This is a genomic window from Thermosipho sp. 1244 (assembly GCF_018588215.1).
Lineage (GTDB): Bacteria > Thermotogota > Thermotogae > Thermotogales > Fervidobacteriaceae > Thermosipho > Thermosipho affectus.
Genome location: NZ_LNGA01000011.1, coordinates 23,616 through 48,488, shown reverse-complemented (window position 1 = coordinate 48,488; position 24,873 = coordinate 23,616). Strand labels below are relative to the sequence as shown.

Genomic DNA, 24,873 nt, shown 5'->3' with positions numbered 1-24,873 from the left:
AAAATCTCTAAGAGATGGAACTCTCTTAAAGTATAATGCACCCATTTCTAATGTCTCTCTAAACGAAAGAGCAAACAGTTCTTTTAAAACTGCTAAGGAAAGAATTAGTGCGTCTGGGTATTTCTTAGGTCTACCTTTGGAGGTAGATTTTTGAGGAAGTTGTGGTAAAATATTGTTGTAAAATTTTTTAACAAGTTTGAGTATTTTCTTTATGTTAGTTCTTCTCATATCAGGGGAGATTATATCATCTCCCCTTTTATTTTTGAACCACTTCCTCTTATTTTTGAAACACTCCCAGTTGACTTGGAAAATGACGAAAGAGTTGTAATTATCCCTTTAGGAAGATCAATTCTAAAACATTGGGTTGATAATAATTACTTAAGAAAATTGGGGAAACCTGAAATACATATTTATGACGGAGACAAGATTGAGAATAAGAAAAAAGTTGAGGAAGTAAACAGTAGAGGGGGAAAAAATAAAGGTTTTGTTACTAAAAAAAGAGAAATAGAGAACTATGTACACCCGCAAATCCCGGAGAAAATTTTTAGGGAGTTAAGTGAAAACACATTAATTAATAGAGCGCAAGATGATTGGATAGTTGAGTGGAATGAATTAGATGTAGCTAAAAAAATAAAAAATATGGTTAATAATTTAAGAGAATCAAAAATAAAGGAGAAAATATGTACGGAGGGAGTTGAAAAAATGACAATAGAGCTCTTCGAAGAACTACAAGCTTACAATGAAATTAAAGAATGGTTCAGTGCAATAAAAGATGCTATAAAATGAGGTGAATTATATGAGTGGAAAAAACAAACAACTTTTTATACCAGATAATCCAACAACTGATGATTATTTTAAAATTCATGAAAAAACAGCCGAGCAAATGTCAAATTTTATTGAAGATTTAAATGAAGGAACAACAATTGCCTTGAAAGGAAAATGGGGGAGTGGGAAATCAAGTATTATTGAAATGCTTAAAGAAAAAAGTAAAAATAATAGTTATAAAGTGTTTGTTTTTGATGTTTGGGCGGAACTCGGGCATAACTTTAGACAAGCATTTTTGCTAAATTTTTTAGATTGGAGTGCGAAAGAAGAAATTTTAAAAAAAGACAATAATAGTTACATGAGTAAAAGATTGGAAATTTTAGGAAAAAAGAAAACAATTTATAGAGAAGTTAGTCCTACCAGAAGAACTGCTTTGCTGCATTTATTTATATTCATTTTAATGATAACTATTATTCCTAACATGTTGGTTTTTTTCTTAAGCAATTTGTCGGGTGGGATTATAAAAAGTTTGAGCTTGCTTTCGATTCTTTCATTTCCATTAACAATTTTGCTTGTATATTATTTTATAAGTATAGAAAATGAAGTTTCAAAAAAATTAATAAAAATCTTTTTGCGTACAATTTTTATAATATGGTTGTTTTCCTATGGTGTATGGTTGTTTTTTTCTATTGAGTATCTAGTTTATGTTTCTTTCTCACTCTTCTTGTTTTGGAAAACCGCGTTTATTATTTACTTTTCATTTTCTATTTTTGTATGGCTTTTTGCGATGTTTATGAAAGATAGCAAAGATATGATTCCAATTGTATCCATGTATAATGGTCTTTTAATTGGAAAGATTAAAGATAGTGAAGAAACAAAATCTTTAAATGATAATTCTTTGGATTTTAGAAACGAATTTGTAGATATTTTAATGAAAGCAACTAAGAATTATAAGGGAAAAATTGTAATTGTAATTGACAATGTTGATAGAATTCCGGAAGAAAAAGTTGATGAAGTTTTCGCTGCTTTAAAACCGTTTATGGTATCCGATGAAAGTGAAAAGGATAATGTTCTAAAAAATGTATTTTATATCATACCATTTGATCCAGATGGAATTAGAATAGGAACAGATAAAGGTGGATATGATTACTTTAATAAACTATTTAAAAAGGAGTTTTATGTTCCTGAACCGATATATGGTAATTGGCAAAAGTATTTCGAACAAATCTCAAAAGAAATAGGAATAAATATACCTACCTATCTGTTTGAGATAGCATTCCAGATAGTTATTGGATTTAAAAATTATATAGAGGTCAAAGAAAGAGATCAGAATTTAAAATCAAAAAACACTTTTGAAAAAGATAAAAATTTTGAAGGAAATTCAGAAGATGAAAAATCCTTTTCCGAGATTGAAAAAATTTTTATTCCACCTACTCCAAGAGAGATAAAGAAATTTTTAAATAATTACATAACTATTATTCAGCAGTATCCTGAAATTAAAAATTTAATTAAAAAAGAAGAAAAAGAAGTTTTTCCTTATATTCTTTTTGCTGTTTTAAAAACTTATGGAATGATTAATTCTTCAAATGAATTAGAAAAGTTGTTTATAGAAAAAAGCATTGAAAACAAATCAGTTTTTGAATTGTATCTTACTGAGAGGGGATATAATACATATAGTTTTATAAATTCTAAAGAGATTGTTTACAAAATATAAGCATTATATTACGCTAAAGAACCTCAAGTTGGATTTGTTGTTTTGCAAATTCCAACGCTTAGAAAGATTCTATCTGAACCATCGTATAACAAAGAATTTGATCTTATTATTTCAAATATTCCAGATTCATTTAAAAATATCTTTGAAGATAGGTTGAGGGATCTCATTATTGGAATTACTGACACAATATATAGTAAAGAGCCTCAGTTAATTATTGGAATAGGAATTTACTTAAAAGAATTAAAAAAACACTTTAATGGGGTCTATGAATCCATCAAAGATAAACTTTTTGATGTATTAAAAAGTAACGTTGCCAACACTGAATCATTTATTTCAAATTTAGACGAAAAAATATTAAATGATAAAACGTCTAACTTATTAAATGTAATTGAATCTGTTTTGTTTATTCAAAAAGAAGAAAATTTTGATTTGATAAATCAAATGTTAGAGTTTTCAAGATACAAAGTAGAAATTTTAAAAAGCTTAATAGAAAATAAGAATAAGATTGATTTAGATATAGAAATGCTAAGAGAAACATTCTATGATTTAGAACGAGATGCTCAATATTTGATTGAATTACTGGATTATATTGGAAAAACATTTGATAAAAAGACGGATGAGTTAATTAAGAGTATAATAAGCAAATGCATAGTTGTCACCGATGATATGATTGACAAATGTTTGAAAATATTTAGCAATAAAATCAACAAAGCCCCCACAAACGATGATTATTTTTCGCAAATCATAGATTTCTTGAAAGGTCTCGGGAGAATACTGCTTTTTGGTAAATTTGCTGAACAAAAAGGGAAAATTCAAACACTGGTTTTAAATAAGTTTTCTTCCATCTTTTTAAGTAAGATTTTATCAGTAAATAATTTTAGCAGGGATTTTATTTACATACGGTTCCTTCTAACTTTTTATAGCTATTTTTATTCGTTAGAAACGGCTAATGAAATACGTAAGCTAATTAATTCAATCAATAATTATCAAAGAATTATTTCTAACTTACCTCAAGATCAAAACAAAGTTTTGCCTTCAAGTCTTGCCACGTTTTTTCTGGTTTATAACGACATAAAGAACATAAATATTAATTTTTTAAATTCGATATTTAGTTCAGCAGATATTGAAGGTATTTTTGATTTTATAAAAGAAAAAGAATATGAAATGGAAGAATTTTTTAAAAAAGAAGAAATCTTTGAAACTTATAGTTATCTCATTGAAAATGTATCTTCACAAAAGAACAAGATAACGAATTTATATAGAAATATATACGAATATTTATTAGAAATAGAAGAATATGATTTAAGCTGGGTTTTTAATCTTTACAAACTTTTAAAAGATTTAGAAGTTTCTTTGGAAAAAATCAAAAACTGTGTAAAAAGATTAAGTAGTAAATTCTCATTTGATAATGTAAGAATCGATAAACATAGTATCGAATTATTAAACTATTTATTTGGTATAAGGAATGAAGAAAAATTAATTGAGGAATTTGAAAAAATTATAAACAAAGAAATAGATAAAAATATCAGAGAAGAATTATTTACTCAACCTGTTTTTTATGAATGCTGTGCTAATTATCAAGTTAAATTAATAGGGAATTTGCACAAAAACGTATTTAAAGCAATTTTGGATAATTTAGAAAATTTTAGTAAAGATAATATTGAAAAAATAGCTGATTTTTTAATTATTCAGAGTAATTCATTTATAAAAGATTTTATAGAAGATTTTAAGCAATCAATTAAAACTAAAGCTCATTCAACTGATAATATAGAGCAATCTGAAAAGGAGATTGATTTTATTTTTGAAAAATTCAATTTTATTTTTGAGAAACTTGTTCAAAACAAGCGTGAAATTTTAGAAAAAGAAATAAATGATGAGTTTATAAGAACACTTGAAAATCTGAGTACTGTTCCAGAAAATGTTGAAAGATTTTTAAAAATGGTGAAAGAATAAATATATTTAAAAATTTTTTAAATAAAATTTTGATCAAAAGGTGAAGGTTGTATGAAAATCAACCTTTACAAAATTGATTCCAAAAGTGTTGAAGAACTTTCTAAAAGATTAAAAAAGAGTGGTTATAAATTAGCTAGTAAAGTGGAAACTAGTAGTGGAATTGTTTATCTGTATATTAATAAAAAGAATAGACAACAAAAAGAATGGTTAGATAGGTTGATTAAAATATTTGACTTGAAAGAAGTGAATTTCAATTTTGGAGAAATATATAATGCCATACTGATTGTTAGTGTTAATGAAGACTTTTTTGGAATCCCATTTGGATATGCATTTCATATATTGCGCGAAATATGTGAACCAGAATTTGCAATGAAGTTTGCTGAAGTACAAATAGAGCCTTCAAGTGTTGACTTAAAAAGTTCATTTTTCATTCAAAGCACAAAAATAAAGGAGTTGATTAGTTACAGGCATGGAAGTAATCTTCGGTATGAACCAGGGGAAAGTTTTTATCTTGTTTCTGGAAAACCTAAAGATATGTATTTTGGAAAAAGAATAAAATGTGGTCTCTCCGTGGAATTTTCAAAACCACTTGTTTTAGAAGATAGAAATTCTTTGGTAAACATTACTGAATTTGTAGCGAAAGTAAGGACAATTTTGTCAACAACTACAACGCTTAATTTCCCAAGAATTTTTAGATATAAAAAGTCCGATTCTATTACTGAAAAGCTTGATAATATTCTTTTAGAGAGATTAAAAAATAATGATTTTAAAAAAGCTGAAATTATCATAGATTCTCTTCCGAATTTTCTTCAATACGGAACTTTACCAACAAATGAAATGTGTATTATTAAATACAAAAAACATTCAAAAAAATATGAAGGACTAACTCTTAAAAACATTTGCGAATTTTTAAGTGAATTTGATGTTGAAGAACTAAAAAATGTGGAAGTAGTTGTTGAAGGGCAAGAGTCAGAGGAAAAGGTATTGAAATTAAAAGATTTGCTTTTGGTTCATTTAGAGAATGATAAAAAAAGGTATATTTTAAATGAAAGTTTTTGGGGTGAATATAACAATTCCTTTATAGAATTAGTTGAAAAAAAGTTAAATGAAATTACTCGAGAAAAAGTATTTTTAAACAAATTTGGGATAAAAGACTTTAAAGATGAAAATGAATATATAAAAAAGATAAATGATAAATTTCCAGATGCTATCAAACTTCATAAGGTATTTATTAACTTTTCTTTCAATGAAACCAAAGTTAAAAACATCGAATTAGCTGATTTATATAAAAATAGAGAATTGATAACAATAAAATTAGGAGATGATAATTCAGCTTTTTGCTATGCATTTGATCAAGCTTATCAAGGAGTTTATTGCTTGAACGAAGATAGTAAAGCAGTTTTATCAGAAAAACTTAAGGGAAAATTAGATAACATTGGTATGGAGAAAATAAAAGAAATTTTGAACGCAAAAACTTATGCACTCTTATTAGGCTTTAAACAAAAGACATACTCAGATAAAATTAAAAACAATGAATTTAATCTTAATGATTTAGGCTCATTTATTTTAAAGCTTAAAATTTTGTGGTGGGATAACTTTATAAAAGACAAGGAGATAAATTACAAAATTTATGTGGAAGGAATTGCTAATTAGTAGTCTCTCTATTTGGATGTGATTTTTAATGACTTATAACCAGGGAATAGTAGATTTAGAAGAATCATTGCTTACAATTTACGATACAGAAGTCAAAGAACTTATGAAAGAAGCAATAGATTGCTATAACATAGGAGCATATAGGGCTGCTATTATACTTACTTGGAATACTGTTTTGTATGATTTTTATAAAAAAGACAAGTATTTAGCAGAAAATTTCGAAGATAATCAAGCTAAAGATCTTGTTTCAAAAATTGAAACAAATCTAAAAAGCGGAAATATTAAAAGAGAATGGGACTTGATAGAAGAATATATTTATAAAAAACTTGATTTAATTGATAATTTAGAACTCAAGAAACTGTCTTAAAAACCTTAGAAATATGTCTGCACATATGTCAATGTATATAATAAAAGAAAAATATTTTGCACCTACTGCCGAGGATGCAAGAATGTGTATTAGAAATGCTATAGAGATACTATTGTCTCAACCTCCTATTTTAAATAAAAGCAATTGAGTATGTGTTTGATGATATATTTAGTAAATATTTTCCGGAACTTTATGAGGATTTTGAAAGAATTATTTTAGAAAAATACATTAGTAAGGGTGGAAAATATTTTATTAAAAATCTTTTATGGGAAACTATTAAGAAATACTTTAACGAAAACAATGATATAAAAAAACTTAGAAATTTATTAGTGGTTTTATTAAGGTATAAATCAGAATATTTTAATGAAGAAAAAGTGAGAAAATATTTTAGTAATATAAGCTCTAAAGAGGAGATAGAAAAATTAACATTGCTTATAATGGACGTACCTAACGTAATTAGATATTTAGAATTGAGCTTTAGTAAGATTGTAAAATACTTAGACGAAACTATAAAAGAACTAATTAGAGAACATGAAGAAGATCCTTTTATTGAAATTTTTGGTGACTTTTCTGTGGAGAAAATTGAAAACTTGATATTTTTAAGAATAATACTTGAAGAACTAAATAAAGGAGTTAATGAAGAACTTATAAATTTTATTAAAGAACATATCGATTATATAAACCTAGAAAGACTAAGGAACTATAAAATTTATCATTCTGAGTATTTTTCTAAAAAACTTAGAGAAATACTCTTAAAAACAGCCATATTCAAACTTCCCGAGCTTAGTTCTTTTGATTATTCTGCAAGATTTATAAAAAAGGTTCTTGCGCCTTTACTATATCTTATCGAAAAAGGAGAAGATTTGAAATTATTATTTGAAAAAGTAAAGGAAAATAAAGGAGTGGGAAAAGCAAACATAAATCAAATACTTGCATCTGGCCAATCAGCATACAATCTTAAAACAATTTTTACTAACCTGTCAAAAGATACCTCAATTAAGAATAGAACAATAGTCGAAAAATTTATCAATTATTATTGTGAAAAATTTTCGGTAGATCCAGAAAATGTATGTAAAGAACACTTTTTAAAAATGTGTTTTGAAAAATAAAAGCAATAATTAAAAGTGTTATAAATTTAAAAGATTGTAAACAAATCAACTGTTTGATATGAATGTTAAACAAATTAATTTTTTCATGGACAAAGGAAATGAGTAACGGTTATATTGAATATCTAAAATTTGTACTGCCAGATATTAAAAAGAATGAACATTTGAAACGTAAGGAAAGTTTTGCGCTCAAGATTACAAAAAAGTGGTATCACGATTGAATGAAAGGTTTGAAAATTAGGAATTTGAGGCATTTTCTCTTGGATAAGAATACAAGGAAGTATAGCAACGTTTTAGAGTTTTAGTAGTAACTTAGTAACTGCTACAAATTCTAAGTCAATTTTTGGAGAAATATGTAGGTTGTGATAAATAAAAAATTTTGGTGGAATTTATAAGGATTGAGATCTCTGGTCAGAATGGCAAAGGCAACAAATAAACTTCTATAAAATTTGAGGTGAAAAAATGTCAAATCATAGAAAAAGATTAAAAGCTTCAGATGTTTTTCAAAATAGTAAGTACGTATTTGGTGAAAAAGTAAGTTTTGAAGAAGCATTTCTGGAAATAGAAGATATAGTAATAAATGTCGAGGAATCAGGTCGGTGGATTAATAAGTGGAATTATAAACGTACTTATACAAAACAAAACTTTCCCGGAGAATATATTGATTGCAGGAATCCTCTTTGTTATAATGGAGGATTTTCTATGGGAGCGATACTACGAAACATGGTCAAAAACAGACAAACAGAGTTGGAAACATTAGAAGTTTGCCAAGGGTATGAGGGTTCTCCGAAAGGGAAGAAATTTTATAAAAAGTGTTTAAACCAGTTTAAAATAAAAGTTTCTATCAAGTACAAAGAAACAACAGAATAAAAAATACGATAAAATTTTTAAATATGCAAGGAGCTGATTTTATGTATTTAGCTAAGTTGAACATATGGAACTTTAGAAAGTTTGGTTATGCTGAATTAGACGGGCCACCAAAAGTGTCTATAGATTTTAAAAAAGGTCTAAACCTGATCGTTGGGGAAAATGATAGTGGTAAAACTACAATAATTGACGCAATAAAATTAGTTCTAGGAACTCAAAGTTACGAAAGAATTTGGATTGATGAAAGAGATTTTTATAAAGATTCGATAAAAAAAGAACTAAAAATTGAATGTATATTTAGAGATTTAACAGAAGATGAAGGGGGAAGATTTTTAGAGTGGATTACATTTGACGAAGATAATATTCCACAATTAAAAGTTAGACTCGTAGCTAAGATGAAAGATAATAAGATTACAACAAAAATTACTGCTGGAGAAGAATATCTTGATATTAGTTTTGAAGCCAGAGATTTATTGAGAACAACGTATCTTAAGCCATTAAGAGATGCAGAAAATGAATTAACTCCTGGATATAGATCTAGATTTTATCAAATATTGAAAAGCTATGATTTGTTTTTTAAAAATGATGAAAAAAATCATGTTTTAGAAAGATATATGGATAAAACAAACCTTCTCATAGAAAATTACTTTGAAACAGAGATTTTAGAAGAAAATAAAGAATTTGATATAAAAAAAGGAGAAAAAGGCGCAAAAGAAGTTACAGAATTTATCAACAATACTCTGAAAAGCTTTATGGGAATAGATTATAAAAATAAGAATTATAAAGTTAAAGTGAATATATCCGGTGGAGATTTGTATTCTATATTATCAAAATTGGGATTGAGTATTGAAGAAAATAAAACAGGATTGGGTTCTTTAAATCAATTGTATATAGCAATGGAATTATTACTCTCCAAAAAAAGTGAGGTTTCGAAGATTATTTTAATAGAGGAAATTGAAGCCCATTTACATCCACAGGCACAGTTGAGACTTATAAAATATCTGCAACAACAGAGCAATGAAAAAAGTCAATATATTTTAACAACCCACAGCATAACTTTGGCATCAGTTGTTAATCTTGAAAGATTGATCATATGTTCCAATAATCAGTGTTATCCCATGGGAAGTAATTATACAAAACTTGAAAAGGGAGACTATGAATTTCTTGAAAGATTTCTTGATGCAACAAAAGCAAATTTATTTTTTGCTAAAGGGGTCATAATGGTTGAAGGAATTGCTGAAAATCTTTTAGTTCCCGCTATTGCAGAGATAATAAATAAACCTTTGGATAAATATGGAGTTTCTATTGTTAATGTTGGTAACCTTGCTTTTTTAAGATACTCAAAAATATTTTTAAGAAAAAAAGGAGGAGGCCTAGGAGTAAAGGTTGCAATTATAACAGACCTTGATGTAAAGCCTGAATGTTATTACGACTTAAAAGGAGGCAAAATAAACAAAGAAGATAGTAATGAAATAGATATAAATAAACAAAGGGAAGAAGCTAGACAGAAAAAGAAGGAGAAATATGATAAAAGTGAAATAATAAAAACGTTTACAAATAATTGGACACTTGAATATGATTTAGGATTAAGTGGAATAAGAGATAGATTGTATGCAGCTATAAAGATTGCTAAAAATATAAAAAATAACGACAAATTTGAAGAAGAAGAATTCGAAAAATTTTTAGATGAAGCTAGAAAAGAAATTGAAGAATGGCAAGAAGAAGGATATGACAATGAAAAAATTGCTTATAAGATTTATGAACTTCTCTTTAAATCACAAGCTTCAAAAGCAGTTGTAGCTCAATATCTCGCAAAAAATTTATTGAAAAATAGAAATGAAGTAGAAGAAATCATTAAAAAAGATCCTTATATAAAGTACATTGTTGATGCTATAAATTTTGTTACAAAAACTGAAGGTGAATAAATGTATGACTAATAGGAAAATTGTTATTGTTAGTGATGAAGAAATAAATAATATTAAAAAAATACTACTTCCGCGTGATGGATATTTTGGAGAGGAAGAAAGGAAAATAATAAAATGTTTTGATAGGTCTGTTGATATAGTGGCTGCGCCTGGAAGCGGTAAAACGACAGTTTTGTTGGCAAAATTAATAATATTATTAAATAATATTATTAAATAGAATGCCATTTCCTGAGGGAAAAGGTATTTGTGTGCTGACTCATACAAATGTTGCTATTAACGAAATTAGAAATAAATTGGGAGAGAGAAGTAAAATATTATTTGATTATCCCAATTTTTTTGGAACTATTCAAAAGTTTGTGGATAAATTTTTAACAATACCTATGTATAAGCATATGTTTAAAAAGAATTTAAGGGCTATAGATGATATAATGTATTTAAGAGCAATAGAAAAACATTTCAAATTAGAAAAACATCAAAAATTATCGGTGTTTCTTGAAAAGAAAAGAAAAAATAAATTTCAGAAGAAAGAGAATACTTTGAAAGAAATGGATATTAGAATAAAAGAAAATAATGACATAGAGTTTAGGTTTAATAAAAAGAATGGTTTAAAAGATAAGGGCAGGCAAGCATACAAAGAAGCAAAAGAGATTATATGGGAGAAAGTAATAAAAGAAGATGGGATTTTAAAATACAAATTAGCTTATACTTTTGCCAACGCATATATAGATAAATTTCCAATGTTGAAGAATTATTTTATGAGTAGATTTAAGTGTGTTTTTATTGATGAGATGCAGGATACGAGAAGCTATCAAATTGATGTGCTGAATAGGATATTTGATGATAAAAAAATCATTGTTCAAAGATTTGGTGATCCAAATCAGTCTATTTTTAATGATGAAGATGACAGTATAGATATAGATTGGGACGTAAAAGAGAAGCTAATGTATATATCATCGAGTAAAAGATTTGGTAAAAATATAGCTTTTTTTGTAAATCAATTAAAAACAAACAATGGGATTGAAATAAAAGGAAACGATAAAGTTGATTCTTTTAAACCACATATTATTATTTTTGATGATAATAGTATTGATAAGGTTCTTGATAAATTTGTCGATTTAATAGAGGAATATAAATTTGAAAAAGAAAAGGGAATTTTTAAAGCGATTGGTTGGAGAAAAAGTATTAGTGATGATAAAAAATTGTCAATAAAGTCATATTACCCTAAATTTAACAAAAGCACCATTATGAAAAGCAACAAAGTTATTAACTTATTTGATGTCATAATAATTAGTATTATGGATTTTTTAAAAGACAAAAGTAGTATTCCCAACGGTAATAACAAAAAAAGTGTAATATCTTTTCTAAAAGAAAACTATAATGATTTTTATGTAAACTTAAGGACAAAATGCATAAGTTGGTATTTTAAATGCAGAAACACTAACGAAAATATAACTGAGGAAATTTATAACTTTATCAATGAAGGACTTTTTAAGCAACTTGGTGTTTTAGAAGTTGAGAGTTTTAGAAAAAAACTTGAAGAGCACATGAAAAAAATAATATTTGCAAGGAAAAATGAAAAAAATGAATATACTAGAAATGGCGTAAGAATAGTTATTGATACTGTTCATGGGGTAAAAGGTGAAACTCACACTGCTACGTTATATTTGGAGACTTTTTTTAACAAAAAAACTGACATTGGAAGGGTATTAGAATACTTGTTCATTGAGAAGAAAAACAAGAATAAAGACATCTTAAAAACATTAAAAGTAGTTTATGTGGGTATGAGTCGACCTAAAAAATTACTTTGTATTGCTGTGCATAAGAATACTATTGAAAAGTATAAAGAGAAAATTGATAATTGTGAAATAATAGAACTGTAGGTTGGAGCTACTCAATTATAATCGGGACTGTTTCAAAAATAAGAGGAAGAGGTTCAAAAATAAAAGAGGAAATGATAAAATTTACCTCCAAAGGTAGACCTAAGCAGTTTTAAAAGAACTGTTTGCTCTTTCGTTTAGAGAGACATTAGAAATGGGTGCATTATACTTTAAGAGAGTTCCATCTCTTAGAGATTTTCATTACAGACTTCTTCAGTTAGAAGAAGTTATAAAACTTCTTATAAAATTCATTCACGACGAACTTCAAGAAGATATACAAAGTGTTATTGTAGATGGTACAGGAATAGGATTTAAGAAGCAAACTTCTTTACACTGGATGAGAGGTACATATGTAAGACAAGTAAAAAATCATGTAAGATGTGAAGTGATTCTGACAAAAGGAAAGTATAAACTTTTTCAGTATGTGGAAGTAGATAAAGCATACTCAAGTGAGATAAAACTTCTTAAAAAAATCTTGAGTAAGATAAAACTCAAAGGAAAAAAGTTTATAGCTGACAAACTATACGATGTTAAAAGAAAGAAAAATTCTCTTAGAAAACAACCTTTGGAAAAAGATTACAAACAAAGAAACGAAATATTTATTTGGAAACATAAAAACAAAACTTGGTGGATATGTTTATGCCTACAGAGAAGATATGGCAAGAATATTGGCTCTATTAAAGTTTTTAATCTACAATTTGTATGTAGCAATTTTTTTGTTTATTGTTAGAAAAGGCTATTCAAAGGTTATTCAAAAGTATTTCATTATATTTTTGTATCTAATTTGTCTTTTTGGATTAATCTCTTCCTATTTTTGAAACAGGCCCATTAAAAAGTTGACAAAGTTGACACAAAAGATGTATAATAGGAGTGAGTTTATTGGAAAAATTTAGAAAAGAGATTTTCAAGTATTTTAAAGAATTAATTAATAAGGTAATAGAAGAGAAAAGAGTTGATATATCATTTTTATATGAAAGAAAGAAAAATAAAGATTTAATAGAATCATTTTTCAAAGCTGGTGTTTTGGATAGATACGATATTCTTGAATCTGTTTGGAATGTTGCGTGTAGATATGAACCCGATGAAATAGACGAAGATCAAATGAGAGATGGGAATTGGTTGGTTGTATGGAAATTCTTGCCATTGGATGAAATTCTTTCAAATCTGGATCTTTTACCTGAAGAATTTGAACCTCCAAATGGTTATGCATCAGACGAATTTGTTTATTTTAAATTGAGTTTTAATGCTTCAGAAAATGTTATTTGTCTTTCGTTGCATTTACCTGAATACATCTCTGAAGGGAGGTGAAATAATGAAATGTCCGAAATGTGGAGCAGAATTGAAAAAAAGAAGAGGAAAAGAGAAACAAATGTTTAAAGGAAAAGAAGTAGAAGTTTCCTATGATGTTTTTGTTTGTCCCCAATGTAAGTCAAGTTTTATAGATTTCTCTTCAATAGAAAAAGCATGGAGAGATATATGGAATAAATATGAAAAAGGAAACAATATACCTTCTCCGGATATTTTACGCAGGGCTCGGGAAAATCTTAAATTAACAGGAGAAGAGCTTGCAAAAATAATAGGAAGAACAAAATCATTAATTTCAAAGCTCGAAAATGGGACCCGAAGATTGACTGAGCCATTGCTTAAATTGTATTTAGATTACATAATTCCAGGCGGGGAAAATTTTGCACAGCTTGTTAATGAAGCTTTAATTGAGGGAAGGATTACAAAAGAAGAAAGAGATGAATTTTTAAAAAGGATTGCTTTGTCAAATAACACAATCGATGTAATATTTGAACAAGAAATTTTATCAGAACATGGAAATATTCCTTCTGATTTGAATGGATATACAGTATTTGATGGAGAAAAATTTTGTAGTGTTGTATCAAGAATAATGTCCATTAAAAAAACCTTAGATATTATGAAGTTATTCAAATTAATTTTTTATATAGATGCAGTATCTTATACGATGATTGATAAATCTATCACTGGGTTGCGATATAAATCTAATAAATATGGTCCAACACCTTATAATTACGATCTTATTCTTACATATCTCAAGAAAAAAGGTGTGGTTTCAGAACATCCAGATAAAGAATACTGTCTAAATTACTGTGAAAATTATAAATCAATTAAAAATCTTTCAAAAGAAGAAGACATGATAATAGACTTAGTTTTAAAAGAATACGGTAATTTAAGTTCGAAAAAATTGTCAGAATTAACTCATAAAGAAAAGTGCTGGAAAGAGACTGAAAGAGGAAAAATTATAAGGTTTAAACAAGATATGATTCACAAAAAAATTAGTGTAAGGTATTAAGATTAGACATTAAAGTCCTTAAGAAAATTTCCACTATTTTCGTTCCCGCCTATTAAAATTTTCATCTTACTTAATACTTAGTGTTTATATTCAAATGAATTTCTTTTCTGCTTTTTATTTAGAAAATTAAATCACAAGGAGGATAGAGTATAGTGAAAAAGTTTGGTTTAATTTTAACTTTTTTATTTATATTATTTGCTTTTGGTTATTCACAGACAGTATTGAAGATACCTTTAGATACACAAACATCTGTAAATATTCAATTTGGTTCATTAAATTCTTCGACAGATACGGAAATAATAATTCCAGAAGTGTTTTTTGAAATGTCTGGTAATAATTATATTTACGAATATATGAAATCTACGGCAAATTTTGCTGGAGTATTTCTAACGGTTTTATCTATTTTAATTAGTTTAAGTGTTTGGTCTTACAATAGGATTGTAGATAAGGGTTTACCAGAAAAGCTTGTACAAAGATTTATGGGGGGAAATAGTCTGGTTTATTTATCTCTTTTTTCTATTTTCTTTGTGGTGTGGATGATAGTTTCCATTTTTTTGTATAATAAATTTCCTATACTTTCTGATTTTATAGGAGTTTCTTATATGATAATAGGAGTTTTATTATATTATCGGGTATCAATCTTGCAATATAAACCTGAAAAGATAATTGATAGAATAATTTCTAAGAAAAATTTCGATGATGTTTTAAACTTAGTAAAAAATTTGGTTAAATATGATAAAAAGGAATTATTTTCATATGTTCTGGATAATATATTTAAAACTAAGGATCAAAATTTTATTAAGATTTGTTTAGGAAATAGAAAACATTTTGGAAATAGCCTCAAAAGTTTTTGAAGATAAACGGTTAATGTACTTTGATATTATTATATCTTCATTCATAAAGAACGAGCAAAATTTGGAAAGTAAATATAAAAAAATAGTACTTGATGAAATTTTGGAAGTTTGTTTTTATCAAATATACTTATTTAAGGATTTCTCATTTTTAAGTTCCACTATTTACAGATTAACTAACAAACAGGATGATGCAATTTTTAAAACATTAGTTAATAATTTGTTAAGTTATAATAGGGGATTTATCGAAGTCGATGAAAATTATGAATATATAAGAAGGTTCAACGAACTTATTATGGTGATGTTTACCAAGTTCAAAGAGAAAATAGCCAAAAATTATGAACTTCAAAACTATTCAGCGGCTTTAGTTGTAGATTTCATATTCAATCTATACCTTAAAAAGGAAGATAATTTTATTTGGGAGTATCTTACTGGAATTTGGCCTGGAAATATTTTTAAAATGGTTTTAGAAATTATTTTTGATAATAATATTGAAGAAGATGAGCAGAAAGTTTGTTTAAAAACTTTGTTTGTTAAAAAGATTATATACGGTATATTATTGCTTGGAGGATTTATCATTAAACATTGTTATAAAAATAAACTATGCAAGAATGAATATGTAGATAAAGCACTTAGAACTCTTGTGGCTGTCTTGGATTCTATCATATTTGAAAGTAAAGAAAATCACGAGAAAATGTTATCTTTGCTTCTTGAAATAGTTAACGGCGATGACCTTAAAACTTTTAGAGAGTTTTTAGATAGTTGTTTAGAAAGATATTTCTTTGTGGATTCAGAAAAAATGATATTTGGAAAAGCTTATGGAGGGTTTCAGGAGTTTGAAAGCGTTAAAATGTTAAAGTTTTTCCTATATTATATGTCGAAAAGTATTTTTCCATTTCTACAAGATAATCGATTTAAAACGATTAAAGAACAAAGTTTAAATTTAGCTGGATTGGTAAATAATTTAAGTGATTTGTTAGAAGAAGAGGAAATAGACGAGCTCAAAAAATTCTTTGAAATAGTTAACTCTAATAATATATGAAAACATGAAGTTATCGTTTTTTCGAGAGTTTTAATCATATTCTTCACTTTATTTAGAATACTATTTTTTATTTGTTATTCCAAGAAACATATTCCTCTTCATTTTACAAATGTAGAAAGGTTAGGCTTGTAGAGTTTCCAAGGAGTGGTATACATGCTACAGATATAGAAAATCTTATTAAAGAAAATTGAAATCAGAAAAAGGTGGAAGATTCCACCTTTTTCCATTTTGATAAGTTTCATTCCTTCAAAATACCAACAACTGGAAATTTTTTCAAAAACTCTTTTCCATGAGGAGCGCTTTTTAAAGCTTCTGTTAGGTCCTGTCCTGCTTTGTGAAGTGCCTGATGTTTTCCATCTTTCCACAAAAAGCTTTCCGTAACGTCGTAAACGAGACCTTCGTAAGCTATATAAGCAGGGCGACCGTTCTTTCCATTATATTTTAAAAGATCTTTTTTTGTAAAAACTCTCATTTTAGGAATTTGGAAACAAACGGTGATGTTTCTCCTCTTCTCATGAAGTGTCCCGATGGTCCCTCTCCAAGGAACTCAGAAAACCATGATTCGTGTTCTATCTCTTCGTTTAGTATTGCAAGGGCAAGATCATAGGTTCTGTGGTCTTTCCCAAATGTCATGTTGCATATCTGGGTGTATCCACGAACGGCGCACCTTTCAGCTTCCACAAGCACTTTTAAGATATTTTCTGCAGTTACGTTTTCTGGAAGCCTTGCCGGCGGGCATGCTGACATGTCATGGAAGACTTTCATATCATCGGGAAGCTTTCCACCAAGTTCATAAATTCTTGGAATAAGAGCTTCAAAGTGGTTTCTATCTTCTATCCTTGCAACTTCTGCTATTTCTTTTAGAGTTTCTCCTTCCATTCCAATGAGATTTGCCCTGAGAATCGTATAATAATAGTAAGTTGTAAGCTCTGCTGCCGCGTTTTTTACAAGAAGCTCAAGTAATTGGTCCACATCAACTCCTGCCATTTCCACCATTTCCCTTGTTACTTTTGCCATGATAGCACCTTCTTTCATAAAAAGTTAGCTAATCTATTATAACATTTTTTAATTAAAAAAATAATTAAAATAGAATCATTTTAAACAATACTGCAAATGTTTTTGTATTAGTTGTGAATAAGTGTATAATTAAAATAAAAAGTTATCGGATATTTATCTAATTCATATAGTGTTTACCGAACGTTTTTTAGAATATAAACTTTCATGGGAGATGGTAAGTATGAGAAAGCGTTTGTTAATACCATATAAAGAGGAAGATCACAAAAACTTTGAAGAAGAATGGTTTCCTCATAAAGGGGTTTCTGGATGGTGGTATATCACAGGATATCTTATGGATAAAGAAAGTTCAGAAAGAATCTTTTCGTATCAATACACGTTTCTTAGGGCCAGAGTGTATGGTATTACTCTGAAAGTGCTCCAGCTTGCTCTCACAGATATTTCACGAAAGAAGCACTATTTTAAACAAAAGGCATTGTTTTTTGAAAGAAAAGTATTTAAAGACGAAAGGACCATAGATGTTTTGCCTTATGCCGTTTTAAAGAGATCAAAGGATGGAATGAATCTTTGGGTGAATACTGATGAATTCTCTTTTGAGCTTAAACTTGGCTATGGGAAAGGCGGAGTGTGGCATGGAGATAATGGAGTTTTGATAATGGGCGTTCCAAAAGATTCAAAGCAAAGAACTGTTTATTACTCTTTTACGAATATGCCAACAGAAGGAAGGATTATTATAAAGTCTGAAGAAGAAAAAAGAAAATTTGATGTTCTTGGAAAATCATGGTTTGACAGGCAATGGGGACCTTTTAACATTGTTGATCCTGCAACGCACTGGGAGTGGTTTTCTCTTCGATTTTTTGATGATGAAGAAGTTATGCTTTTTTCCTTTCCACAACATCCGTATCAGGATGGAACATACGTTGACAAATATGGAAAGAGCAAGAGGATTTGCGATTTTACGGTTAAAGAGAAGGAACTTGTAGAGGTGGATGGATATGTTTTTTCATTTGGGTGGGATGTTATGCTTCCAGGTGTAAAGAAAGAATTTTACAAAGTAGTTCCCATGATGGATGGTCAAGTTAATATAGCGTATTTTGAGCTTATGGCAAAGGTAATTGATTTATATGGAAAACACGTTGGTTATGCGTTTGTTGAACTTCTTCCAGGAGTTAGAAGTAAAAAGAAAAAGCCAAGTATAAAAAATCTTTTGAAAAAATCGTAGAGGTGAAATATGACACAAGAACTTGAAGTAAGGAGGCGCCTTGGAATTCCAAATGACGCAGAGAGGTTGCTTATTTTCACCGAATCTAGCCACTGGGATCCAAACTGGCTCTACACATCAGAGGAGTATTTTGGGAGATTTGTCCAGAAGAACCTTGATCTTGCACTTAAGGAACTAGAAAAAGAGCCAAGAAGGATTTACTCACTTGAAAACATTTTCTTTTTGAAGATGTATTGGGATAAAAATCCGGAAAAGAGAGAAGTTGTAAAAAGGTTTGTTAACGAGGGAAGGCTTCGCCTTATGAGCAGCGCACCAACTTCGGCAGATACCATTCTTCCAAAAGTAGAGTCTATTTTAAGAGATTTTTTGATTGGGCAGCTTTGGCTTGAAGAGAACAAAATGACTCAAAAACCTAAAGTTGCATATTTCCCCGATAGCTTTGGAGCATCACCTTTTCTTCCATCCCTTTTAAACGCTGCAGGGTTTGAAAAGACGGCTATAACTCGTGTGGATGGAATGTACTTTCCAGGTTGTGATCTTGAAAGCAGGAAACATTTTCCAAGAGAAGGTTCAACGGCAGAAATTTTGCTAAAGAAGGAAAAGACTCTTGATTTTATCTGGAAAGACAAAAATGGAGGAAAAGTTCTTGCTCACTGGAATGCTTTTACCTATGGTATGGGGGACATGCTCTCATACATAGGAATAAGCAGGGTATATCTTGCAAGATTTGCAATTCCTTTAAGGGCAAGATGTTACATTGCCCGCAAAGTTCACCATTATGTTAGGATCTTAGAACCTTTCAGCAAAACGCCATACATGCTATGCCCAATAGGATTCGATTTTGTAGAGCCAATTTCCGATCTTGTAGAGCTACTTGAGCGCTACAACAGAGAGTATTATTCAAAGACGGGAATATGGACCGTAGTTGCAGGCCTTGATGATTATCTTACCCTTGTTGGGTTTCATGAGGATAAATTACCTGTCCTTGAAGTGGATCCAAATCCTTACTGGACCGGCTTTTACGTATCAAGACCAGAGGTTAAAAAACTTACCCATTCTCTTGTGGAAAAAGCGCTTCTTTTTGAAAAAATGCTCATTTATTCAAAAAACTATAATGGATCTGATTGGGAGAAGGTGAAGAAGGTTTGGTGGATAGCTTCTCTTTCCAATCATCACGACTTTATAACCGGGACATCTACTGACGAAGTTGTTGAAAGGGAGCAGCTTCCATGGTTAAAAGACGCAGAAGGTGAATTAGAAGAAGTTTTTGCAAAAGTCAATGAGCGTACCCCTAAAAAAGAAAAAAACTTTAGATTTTTTCCAAAATTTTCAGAAAATAATCAGAAAATTTTCATAAGAACGACGTGCTATGAAATTGAAATTAACAAAAGGACTTCTCTTATAACACGCCTTTGTTTTAAAGACAAGGAAAATCTTTTAAGTTTACCTTCAAATGATAGTGCCCTTTACCGCGACTCTGGTGGACTTTGGAGAATGGGATATGAGTTTAATGGGGGTATTTGGAAAGAATTTAAAAAGCCAGTAAAAGTTTACGAAACAAAAGTTATAGAACATAATAATGCTTTGGAAATTGTCAGTGTTATCAGCATATTAGGAAATGTTTTCAAAAAAAAGATATGGATAGAGAATGAAGATCCAATAATATATTTCAGAGTAGAAGGAAGATTGAAAAAAGACTACGCGCTTAGCGTTCGTTTTAACTTTAATGCATCTTTTCATGGTATATACATGCATGCTCCAGGGGGCGTTATACACCGTCCATGTAAAAAAATATATGCACCCACCTTCTGGCCGCTTAATGAGTTTGCGTTTTTTAAAGCAAAAAGTTATCATCTTGTTATATTTAAATCTTTTCCGGGGGCTATTTCGTGTGAGGAAAATGGAAGGATAGAAATTTCTCTTATGAGAAGTGCTCAAAGGGAGAAAGCTTTTGGAATAATAGGTCTTCCAGCCAATCCTGTGAATTTGAAAAAACATAAACATGAAGTGGTAGATTATGGTGTGATGCTGGTTGATAAAAAGGATGATGTTGAAGAGAAAGTAATAAAATCTCTAAAAGAATTATCATTTCCTTGGGAAGATGGTTATAAAGAGCTAAAAAGAGAATTTGATTCTTTGATAAAAGTTTACCCGGATGAGGTCTTAACAGTTTCTGTAAAGAGAGCTTTCAAAGGAAATGGAATAATTGCAAGATTTTATGCTCCTTTTGGCGTGAATGAGGTTTTAAAGATAATACCAAATTTTGAATTCAAAGAAGCATACCTTTGTGATGCAAGGGAACGTGATATAGAAAAATTAGAAGTTTCAGATGGTGTGGTTTATCTTAAAATGAATAGAGCAGTTGCAACAGTAAGGTTTGTTGATGGCTTTTAAAACAACCATAACGAGTAGAAAATAACATAGTAAGCTTTCTTAAGATTTGGAGAGAAGAGTAAATGTTAGTATTTTTATTGAGAAGCGGTGTTTAGTAAAAATTGCTCAAGTATGTAGGTAGAATTTTGGAAAATTTTTAGGTGATTTCTGACGCCTTTAATTTAAATTTTCATGCTTGAATCAAAAGTAGAGACTATTAATTATATAAATTTGGCAAGAAATTTTCTGTTATGAATTTTTCCACTAAGCAAAATTCCCAAAGAAGGAATGAATTTGTTAGGATTTAAAAATAAGTTTTTTTCACTCATTATGGCAATTAAAAGGTTATACCATGAGAAATATCCTTTTTTCATCCTAAGAAATTCCTTTTTTGTTATTCAGAGGAACGAGTGGGTGAAGAATCTTAAAGAATTTTTGGAGAAATTCTTCACTTCGTTCTCAGGGTGACCTACCCTTCGATTCCGTTACTGTTTTGCTCAAGATGACAATGAAAGAAGAAGCACTCTTTTTTGTCATTTTGAGTAGCAAGCGGGCGAAGAATCTTGGATAACATTTCCTTTTTCTGTCATTCTGAGGAACGAAGTGACGAAGAATCATATTCTTCGCGCTCACGCGCTCAGAATGACAGGGAAAGATTCGTCGTCGTGTAACTCCTCGGAATGACTATGAAAAGGAGATGTCATCTTGAACGTAATCGAAGGGAATGTCATCCGAAAGGAGCGGGCAGGCGAAGGGGATGTCATCCTGAACACGTAGTATGAAGGGTATGTCATCCTGAGCGTAAGCGAAGGATCTTATACATTCGAAAAATCATCCAAGATTCTTCCAAATGCGTTATAAAAACAATAATTAACATTTTGTTGTAATTATGTTGTTAAAATTTGACTTTGTCAATATGAAAATGATAATATAGTAATGGGGGAGTTATAAAATACAGGGGGGATAGGGATAAATGAAACAGTTATATCAAGTAATTTGTAAAAATCAATCCCTCCTTTCCTTTTTGGCCTATCTGGTAATGACGAATAACTTAGAATAACCAGTAATCTCAATTGTTCCTTCCTGTTAGTAAAGAATATACTGGAGATTATTCAGAATATGATGTAGAAGGTTTGTTGCGCTTGGTCAAAAGTTTTTAAGAAAAGGGTTGGAAAAATATTTGTTGTATTTGAAACATACTTATGAACCAAAGAAAGAAGCGGTTGATAGAAAGATAATACATGCAAATTTTGGAAGCCATGGTAGGAAAAGAACCTACATTTTGTATGTTTGATGATAAAAAAATAATAAAAGGTTTTGTAGGTAGAATAATAGCAAAGTAATGTAAATTGGTGAAAAAGCTAAGTTTTCAGAGGTAGCAGAAAAATATTAAATGTTCTTTAAAGATTTAAAGTTGGTTTTTAGAAAGAGGGCGCCTTGCAACTTTGCTTCAAAAATCAAGCAAATTAGTACTTCTGCCTGTAAAAGTCTACAATAAACTGAACACAATTTTTCATTTTGACAGGTACATATTTCTAATAATTATTGCCTAGATTTCTCTTTTTCACATAAAGTACTTTTATAAGAAAAATGGAAATATGTAAAAATTGATGGTGTGAGATAAATTCCTTTTAAAGAAGTAATATGAAGTATGAAGTTGTTTTTAAGTTAATTCTGTAAATACCAATTAAAGGAGTGGTATATATTTTACGAAAAATAGGAATGATTTTATCATTAGTGTTTTTAATTGTATTTGTGTTTTTCTGGAATATGGTAATGTTTCCCAAATATGCTGGGGAAGTGAAATTTATTTATAACAAAATAGTTAGCTTTTTCTCAAGTTTTAAAAAGGAGGAAAAGGTTAATTTACAAACTTCTTCATCTTTGAAATTTGGAGAGTTTGTATTATCTGAAACTACTTTAAATGAAGTTTATGAAACAAAAGGAGAACCGAAGTATTTTGATAAAAAGGGAAAGTATGCACGATTGGTTTACATCAAAAACATTTTTGAAAAAGAAGGAGTTGTAATGTATGACTTCTATGATGATGTGTTAATAGTTGGGATTTATGGAATTAATTTTAGAAATTATGAGATTTCTTAGATAAATCAATTTTTTAACCAACTGAAGCATGAAATTGAACAAAAATATGGAACAGGAAAGATATCATTTGAAGGTAATAAAAAAGCATTTGAAAAAAGTTTAAATTTGAATGATGAGGAAATGTGGAAATATATTACTGGAGGAATTGTAGAAATAAGAATCGATTGGAATATAAACAATAAATATTGGATTTCGTTGTGGGCAAGTGGAGATATGCAATATCTAGATACCTCGATAATTTTGGCGTATTATGATAAAACTGTTTCTATACGTTTTTGGGAGGAGTATGTTATAGAGAATTAATAAAGGAGGGAGTTACATGTCAAATAGTGAATATGATTACAAAATTACTTCAAGCTTGATATCGAGACCTGTTGGTGAACATGAAACGATTTAAAGAAGGTTTGCGAACAAAGAAGCTATAATTTCACAGTTTTATTTACCTTTTTATGAAGCTGTAAAAATATACAAAAAAAGAAGATATTAACTGAAATGTTAACTTAGTAAAGACGATAATATTGTAGAAAATAATAAAAAGTTATTTAAAATGGGGGGATATCAATAAAGGTTAATGAGTTAAAAAATGAGGCAGTGATAGAACAAAAATTAAAACAAGTTGAAAAAATATTGCAAGAAATAGAAGATGTTATCAAAAGTGAAGGATTTAATGTACCAGAAGACTTGGTAAGAATACCATATAAATTAAGTTTTCCAAGGGGATACTTTAGAAAAATTAAAGATATATATGAAAGATATAAGTTATATTTTTTTAATGACAAGACGCTGGCAAGGAATATAGCTTATGCTATTCAGTATACAGATTTTTTAAACTATATTTTTAACAGAACAAATTTGGGAAATAATGGTTTATCGATTGGCTCGATTTTTAGGAAAAATGCCATTATAAGTGTTGTTACTGTAATAGAAGCTTATATAGCGGGAATGGTAGAAGAGGTTATAAACGAATGTTATGAATGTACCAAGCAAGCAAAATGTGATTCTAAAATTAAAAAATCAATATATAAAAATAAAAGTTTAAAGAAGAATCTAAAAAAGATATATGATAAAAAGCGATTTGTTAAGTTTAAAGAGGGAATAGATTTTCTATTAAATGCTGGATTGATAAACAAAAAATTTCATAATGAATTAGACTCATTACGAAACTATAGAAATCATATTCACATACAATATATAGAAAAAAACGGTGGTAATAATAGAGTAAGAATAAGAGATTTTGGAAAAAATAGGTATAACATAAAAATATATAATAATTCAATAAATACCTTAAAAAAATTACCTGATGTTTTTAAAAGATTGGAAGAAGAATTTTCCATATGTTTATTTGATAAAGTTAAAGATTAAATAGCTTGTTGTTTAAATTACAAAAGAAATAGTGTTATTTAAACGAGAAAAGAATAGTTATGAAAGAATCTTCTATCTATTTTATTAGTGATTTTGAGGAATGTGTTTGTAGTTATTATGACTTGAAAAATTATTAATTTTACTGTGGTAGAGAATAAAAGCCTTTATGTTACTCCAAGGAGCGTAAGCGACGAAGAATTTATATACGGAAGCCTATATATTGGAAAGCACAAGCGAAAACTAAAGTGTCAACAGTGTTTGCAAGTTTTAGGGTTATTGAAGAAAAAGTTATTGAAAAAGTTGTTGAAACTTTATTGAAATAATAATATTATTGGTTATTGAAATAGGAAAAATTTAATTAA

The 24,873-nt window shown here is 28.9% G+C and carries 25 protein-coding genes and 1 pseudogene; 21 read left to right on the top strand and 5 right to left on the bottom strand.

Annotated elements, in window-relative coordinates; translation table 11 throughout:
- A pseudogene (locus AS157_RS01900) lies at positions 1-228 on the bottom strand (hypothetical protein); the annotation flags it as partial.
- Positions 229-303: 75 nt separating this feature from the next.
- Between AS157_RS01900 and AS157_RS01895 the strand changes: the two are divergent.
- The 15 genes from AS157_RS01895 to AS157_RS01825 all read left to right on the top strand — a co-directional run bounded on the left by AS157_RS01895 (position 304) and on the right by AS157_RS01825 (position 16,437).
- On the top strand, positions 304-786 hold the full coding sequence (locus tag AS157_RS01895) for a hypothetical protein (protein WP_077289203.1): 483 nt from the start codon (positions 304-306) through the stop codon (positions 784-786).
- 10 nt (positions 787-796) lie between these two features.
- Positions 797-2,479: a P-loop NTPase fold protein gene (locus AS157_RS01890; protein WP_077289202.1), complete on the top strand. Its 1,683-nt coding sequence runs from the start codon at positions 797-799 to the stop codon at positions 2,477-2,479.
- 42 nt (positions 2,480-2,521) lie between these two features.
- On the top strand, positions 2,522-4,432 hold the full coding sequence (locus AS157_RS01885) for a hypothetical protein (protein WP_077289201.1): 1,911 nt from the start codon (positions 2,522-2,524) through the stop codon (positions 4,430-4,432).
- 51 nt (positions 4,433-4,483) lie between these two features.
- Positions 4,484-6,085, top strand: a complete 1,602-nt coding sequence (locus tag AS157_RS01880; RefSeq protein ID WP_077289200.1) for a TIGR04141 family sporadically distributed protein — start codon at positions 4,484-4,486, stop codon at positions 6,083-6,085.
- 28 nt (positions 6,086-6,113) lie between these two features.
- A complete protein-coding gene (locus AS157_RS01875; protein WP_077289199.1) occupies positions 6,114-6,452 on the top strand; it encodes a hypothetical protein in 339 nt (112 codons plus the stop codon).
- 152 nt (positions 6,453-6,604) lie between these two features.
- Complete coding sequence (locus tag AS157_RS01870) at positions 6,605-7,561, top strand: hypothetical protein (RefSeq protein WP_077289198.1); 957 nt, start codon at positions 6,605-6,607, stop codon at positions 7,559-7,561.
- A gap of 459 nt (positions 7,562-8,020) precedes the next feature.
- On the top strand, positions 8,021-8,428 hold the full coding sequence (locus tag AS157_RS01865; RefSeq protein ID WP_077289197.1) for a hypothetical protein: 408 nt from the start codon (positions 8,021-8,023) through the stop codon (positions 8,426-8,428).
- A gap of 41 nt (positions 8,429-8,469) precedes the next feature.
- Entirely contained in the window at positions 8,470-10,350 is a 1,881-nt protein-coding gene (locus AS157_RS01860) for an AAA family ATPase (protein WP_077289196.1), read from the top strand.
- Positions 10,351-10,354: 4 nt separating this feature from the next.
- Entirely contained in the window at positions 10,355-10,567 is a 213-nt protein-coding gene (locus AS157_RS01855) for a UvrD-helicase domain-containing protein (protein WP_077289195.1), read from the top strand.
- A 31-nt stretch (positions 10,568-10,598) separates the two neighbouring features.
- Positions 10,599-12,230, top strand: a complete 1,632-nt coding sequence (locus tag AS157_RS01850; protein WP_197023204.1) for a UvrD-helicase domain-containing protein — start codon at positions 10,599-10,601, stop codon at positions 12,228-12,230.
- Positions 12,231-12,381: 151 nt separating this feature from the next.
- Positions 12,382-12,957 (top strand): hypothetical protein, encoded by a 576-nt coding sequence (locus tag AS157_RS01845; RefSeq protein WP_214494949.1) that lies wholly within the window; start codon positions 12,382-12,384, stop codon positions 12,955-12,957.
- Between the two features lie 149 nt (positions 12,958-13,106).
- A complete protein-coding gene (locus AS157_RS01840) occupies positions 13,107-13,535 on the top strand; it encodes a hypothetical protein (RefSeq protein ID WP_077289192.1) in 429 nt (142 codons plus the stop codon).
- A gap of 4 nt (positions 13,536-13,539) precedes the next feature.
- A complete protein-coding gene (locus AS157_RS01835) occupies positions 13,540-14,544 on the top strand; it encodes a type II toxin-antitoxin system antitoxin SocA domain-containing protein (protein ID WP_197023202.1) in 1,005 nt (334 codons plus the stop codon).
- A 152-nt stretch (positions 14,545-14,696) separates the two neighbouring features.
- Positions 14,697-15,398, top strand: a complete 702-nt coding sequence (locus tag AS157_RS01830; RefSeq protein ID WP_077289190.1) for a hypothetical protein — start codon at positions 14,697-14,699, stop codon at positions 15,396-15,398.
- A gap of 13 nt (positions 15,399-15,411) precedes the next feature.
- Positions 15,412-16,437: a hypothetical protein gene (locus tag AS157_RS01825; protein WP_143611760.1), complete on the top strand. Its 1,026-nt coding sequence runs from the start codon at positions 15,412-15,414 to the stop codon at positions 16,435-16,437.
- Positions 16,438-16,675: 238 nt separating this feature from the next.
- Here AS157_RS01825 and AS157_RS01820 read toward each other — a convergent pair whose 3' ends face one another.
- Positions 16,676-16,909, bottom strand: a complete 234-nt coding sequence (locus tag AS157_RS01820; protein ID WP_077289188.1) for a cytochrome b5 domain-containing protein — start codon at positions 16,907-16,909, stop codon at positions 16,676-16,678.
- Positions 16,906-17,454, bottom strand: a complete 549-nt coding sequence (dps, locus tag AS157_RS01815) for a DNA protection during starvation protein (protein WP_214494948.1) — start codon at positions 17,452-17,454, stop codon at positions 16,906-16,908. Before dps ends, AS157_RS01820 begins: the two co-directional genes overlap by 4 nt.
- A 220-nt stretch (positions 17,455-17,674) precedes the next feature.
- Between dps and AS157_RS01810 the strand changes: the two genes are divergently transcribed.
- A complete protein-coding gene (locus AS157_RS01810) occupies positions 17,675-18,673 on the top strand; it encodes a lipocalin-like domain-containing protein (RefSeq protein ID WP_158071825.1) in 999 nt (332 codons plus the stop codon).
- Between the two features lie 9 nt (positions 18,674-18,682).
- Positions 18,683-21,067 (top strand): glycoside hydrolase family 38 N-terminal domain-containing protein, encoded by a 2,385-nt coding sequence (locus tag AS157_RS01805; RefSeq protein WP_077289185.1) that lies wholly within the window; start codon positions 18,683-18,685, stop codon positions 21,065-21,067.
- Between the two features lie 200 nt (positions 21,068-21,267).
- Here AS157_RS01805 and AS157_RS01800 read toward each other — a convergent pair whose 3' ends face one another.
- Positions 21,268-21,420: a hypothetical protein gene (locus AS157_RS01800; RefSeq protein WP_197023200.1), complete on the bottom strand. Its 153-nt coding sequence runs from the start codon at positions 21,418-21,420 to the stop codon at positions 21,268-21,270.
- A gap of 537 nt (positions 21,421-21,957) precedes the next feature.
- Positions 21,958-22,119 (bottom strand): hypothetical protein, encoded by a 162-nt coding sequence (locus tag AS157_RS01795; RefSeq protein WP_197023198.1) that lies wholly within the window; start codon positions 22,117-22,119, stop codon positions 21,958-21,960.
- Positions 22,120-22,214: 95 nt separating this feature from the next.
- Between AS157_RS01795 and AS157_RS09565 the strand changes: the two genes are divergently transcribed.
- From AS157_RS09565 to AS157_RS01780, 4 genes are all read left to right on the top strand, one after another.
- A complete protein-coding gene (locus AS157_RS09565; RefSeq protein ID WP_255373655.1) occupies positions 22,215-22,340 on the top strand; it encodes a hypothetical protein in 126 nt (41 codons plus the stop codon).
- A gap of 506 nt (positions 22,341-22,846) precedes the next feature.
- Positions 22,847-23,149 (top strand): hypothetical protein, encoded by a 303-nt coding sequence (locus AS157_RS01790; protein ID WP_143611759.1) that lies wholly within the window; start codon positions 22,847-22,849, stop codon positions 23,147-23,149.
- 120 nt (positions 23,150-23,269) lie between these two features.
- Complete coding sequence (locus tag AS157_RS01785) at positions 23,270-23,452, top strand: hypothetical protein (protein WP_143611758.1); 183 nt, start codon at positions 23,270-23,272, stop codon at positions 23,450-23,452.
- Between the two features lie 288 nt (positions 23,453-23,740).
- Positions 23,741-24,511 carry a hypothetical protein gene (locus tag AS157_RS01780; RefSeq protein ID WP_077289182.1) on the top strand — a complete coding sequence of 257 codons (771 nt, stop codon included), beginning with the start codon at positions 23,741-23,743 and terminating at the stop codon, positions 24,509-24,511.
- Positions 24,512-24,873 lie beyond the last annotated feature (362 nt).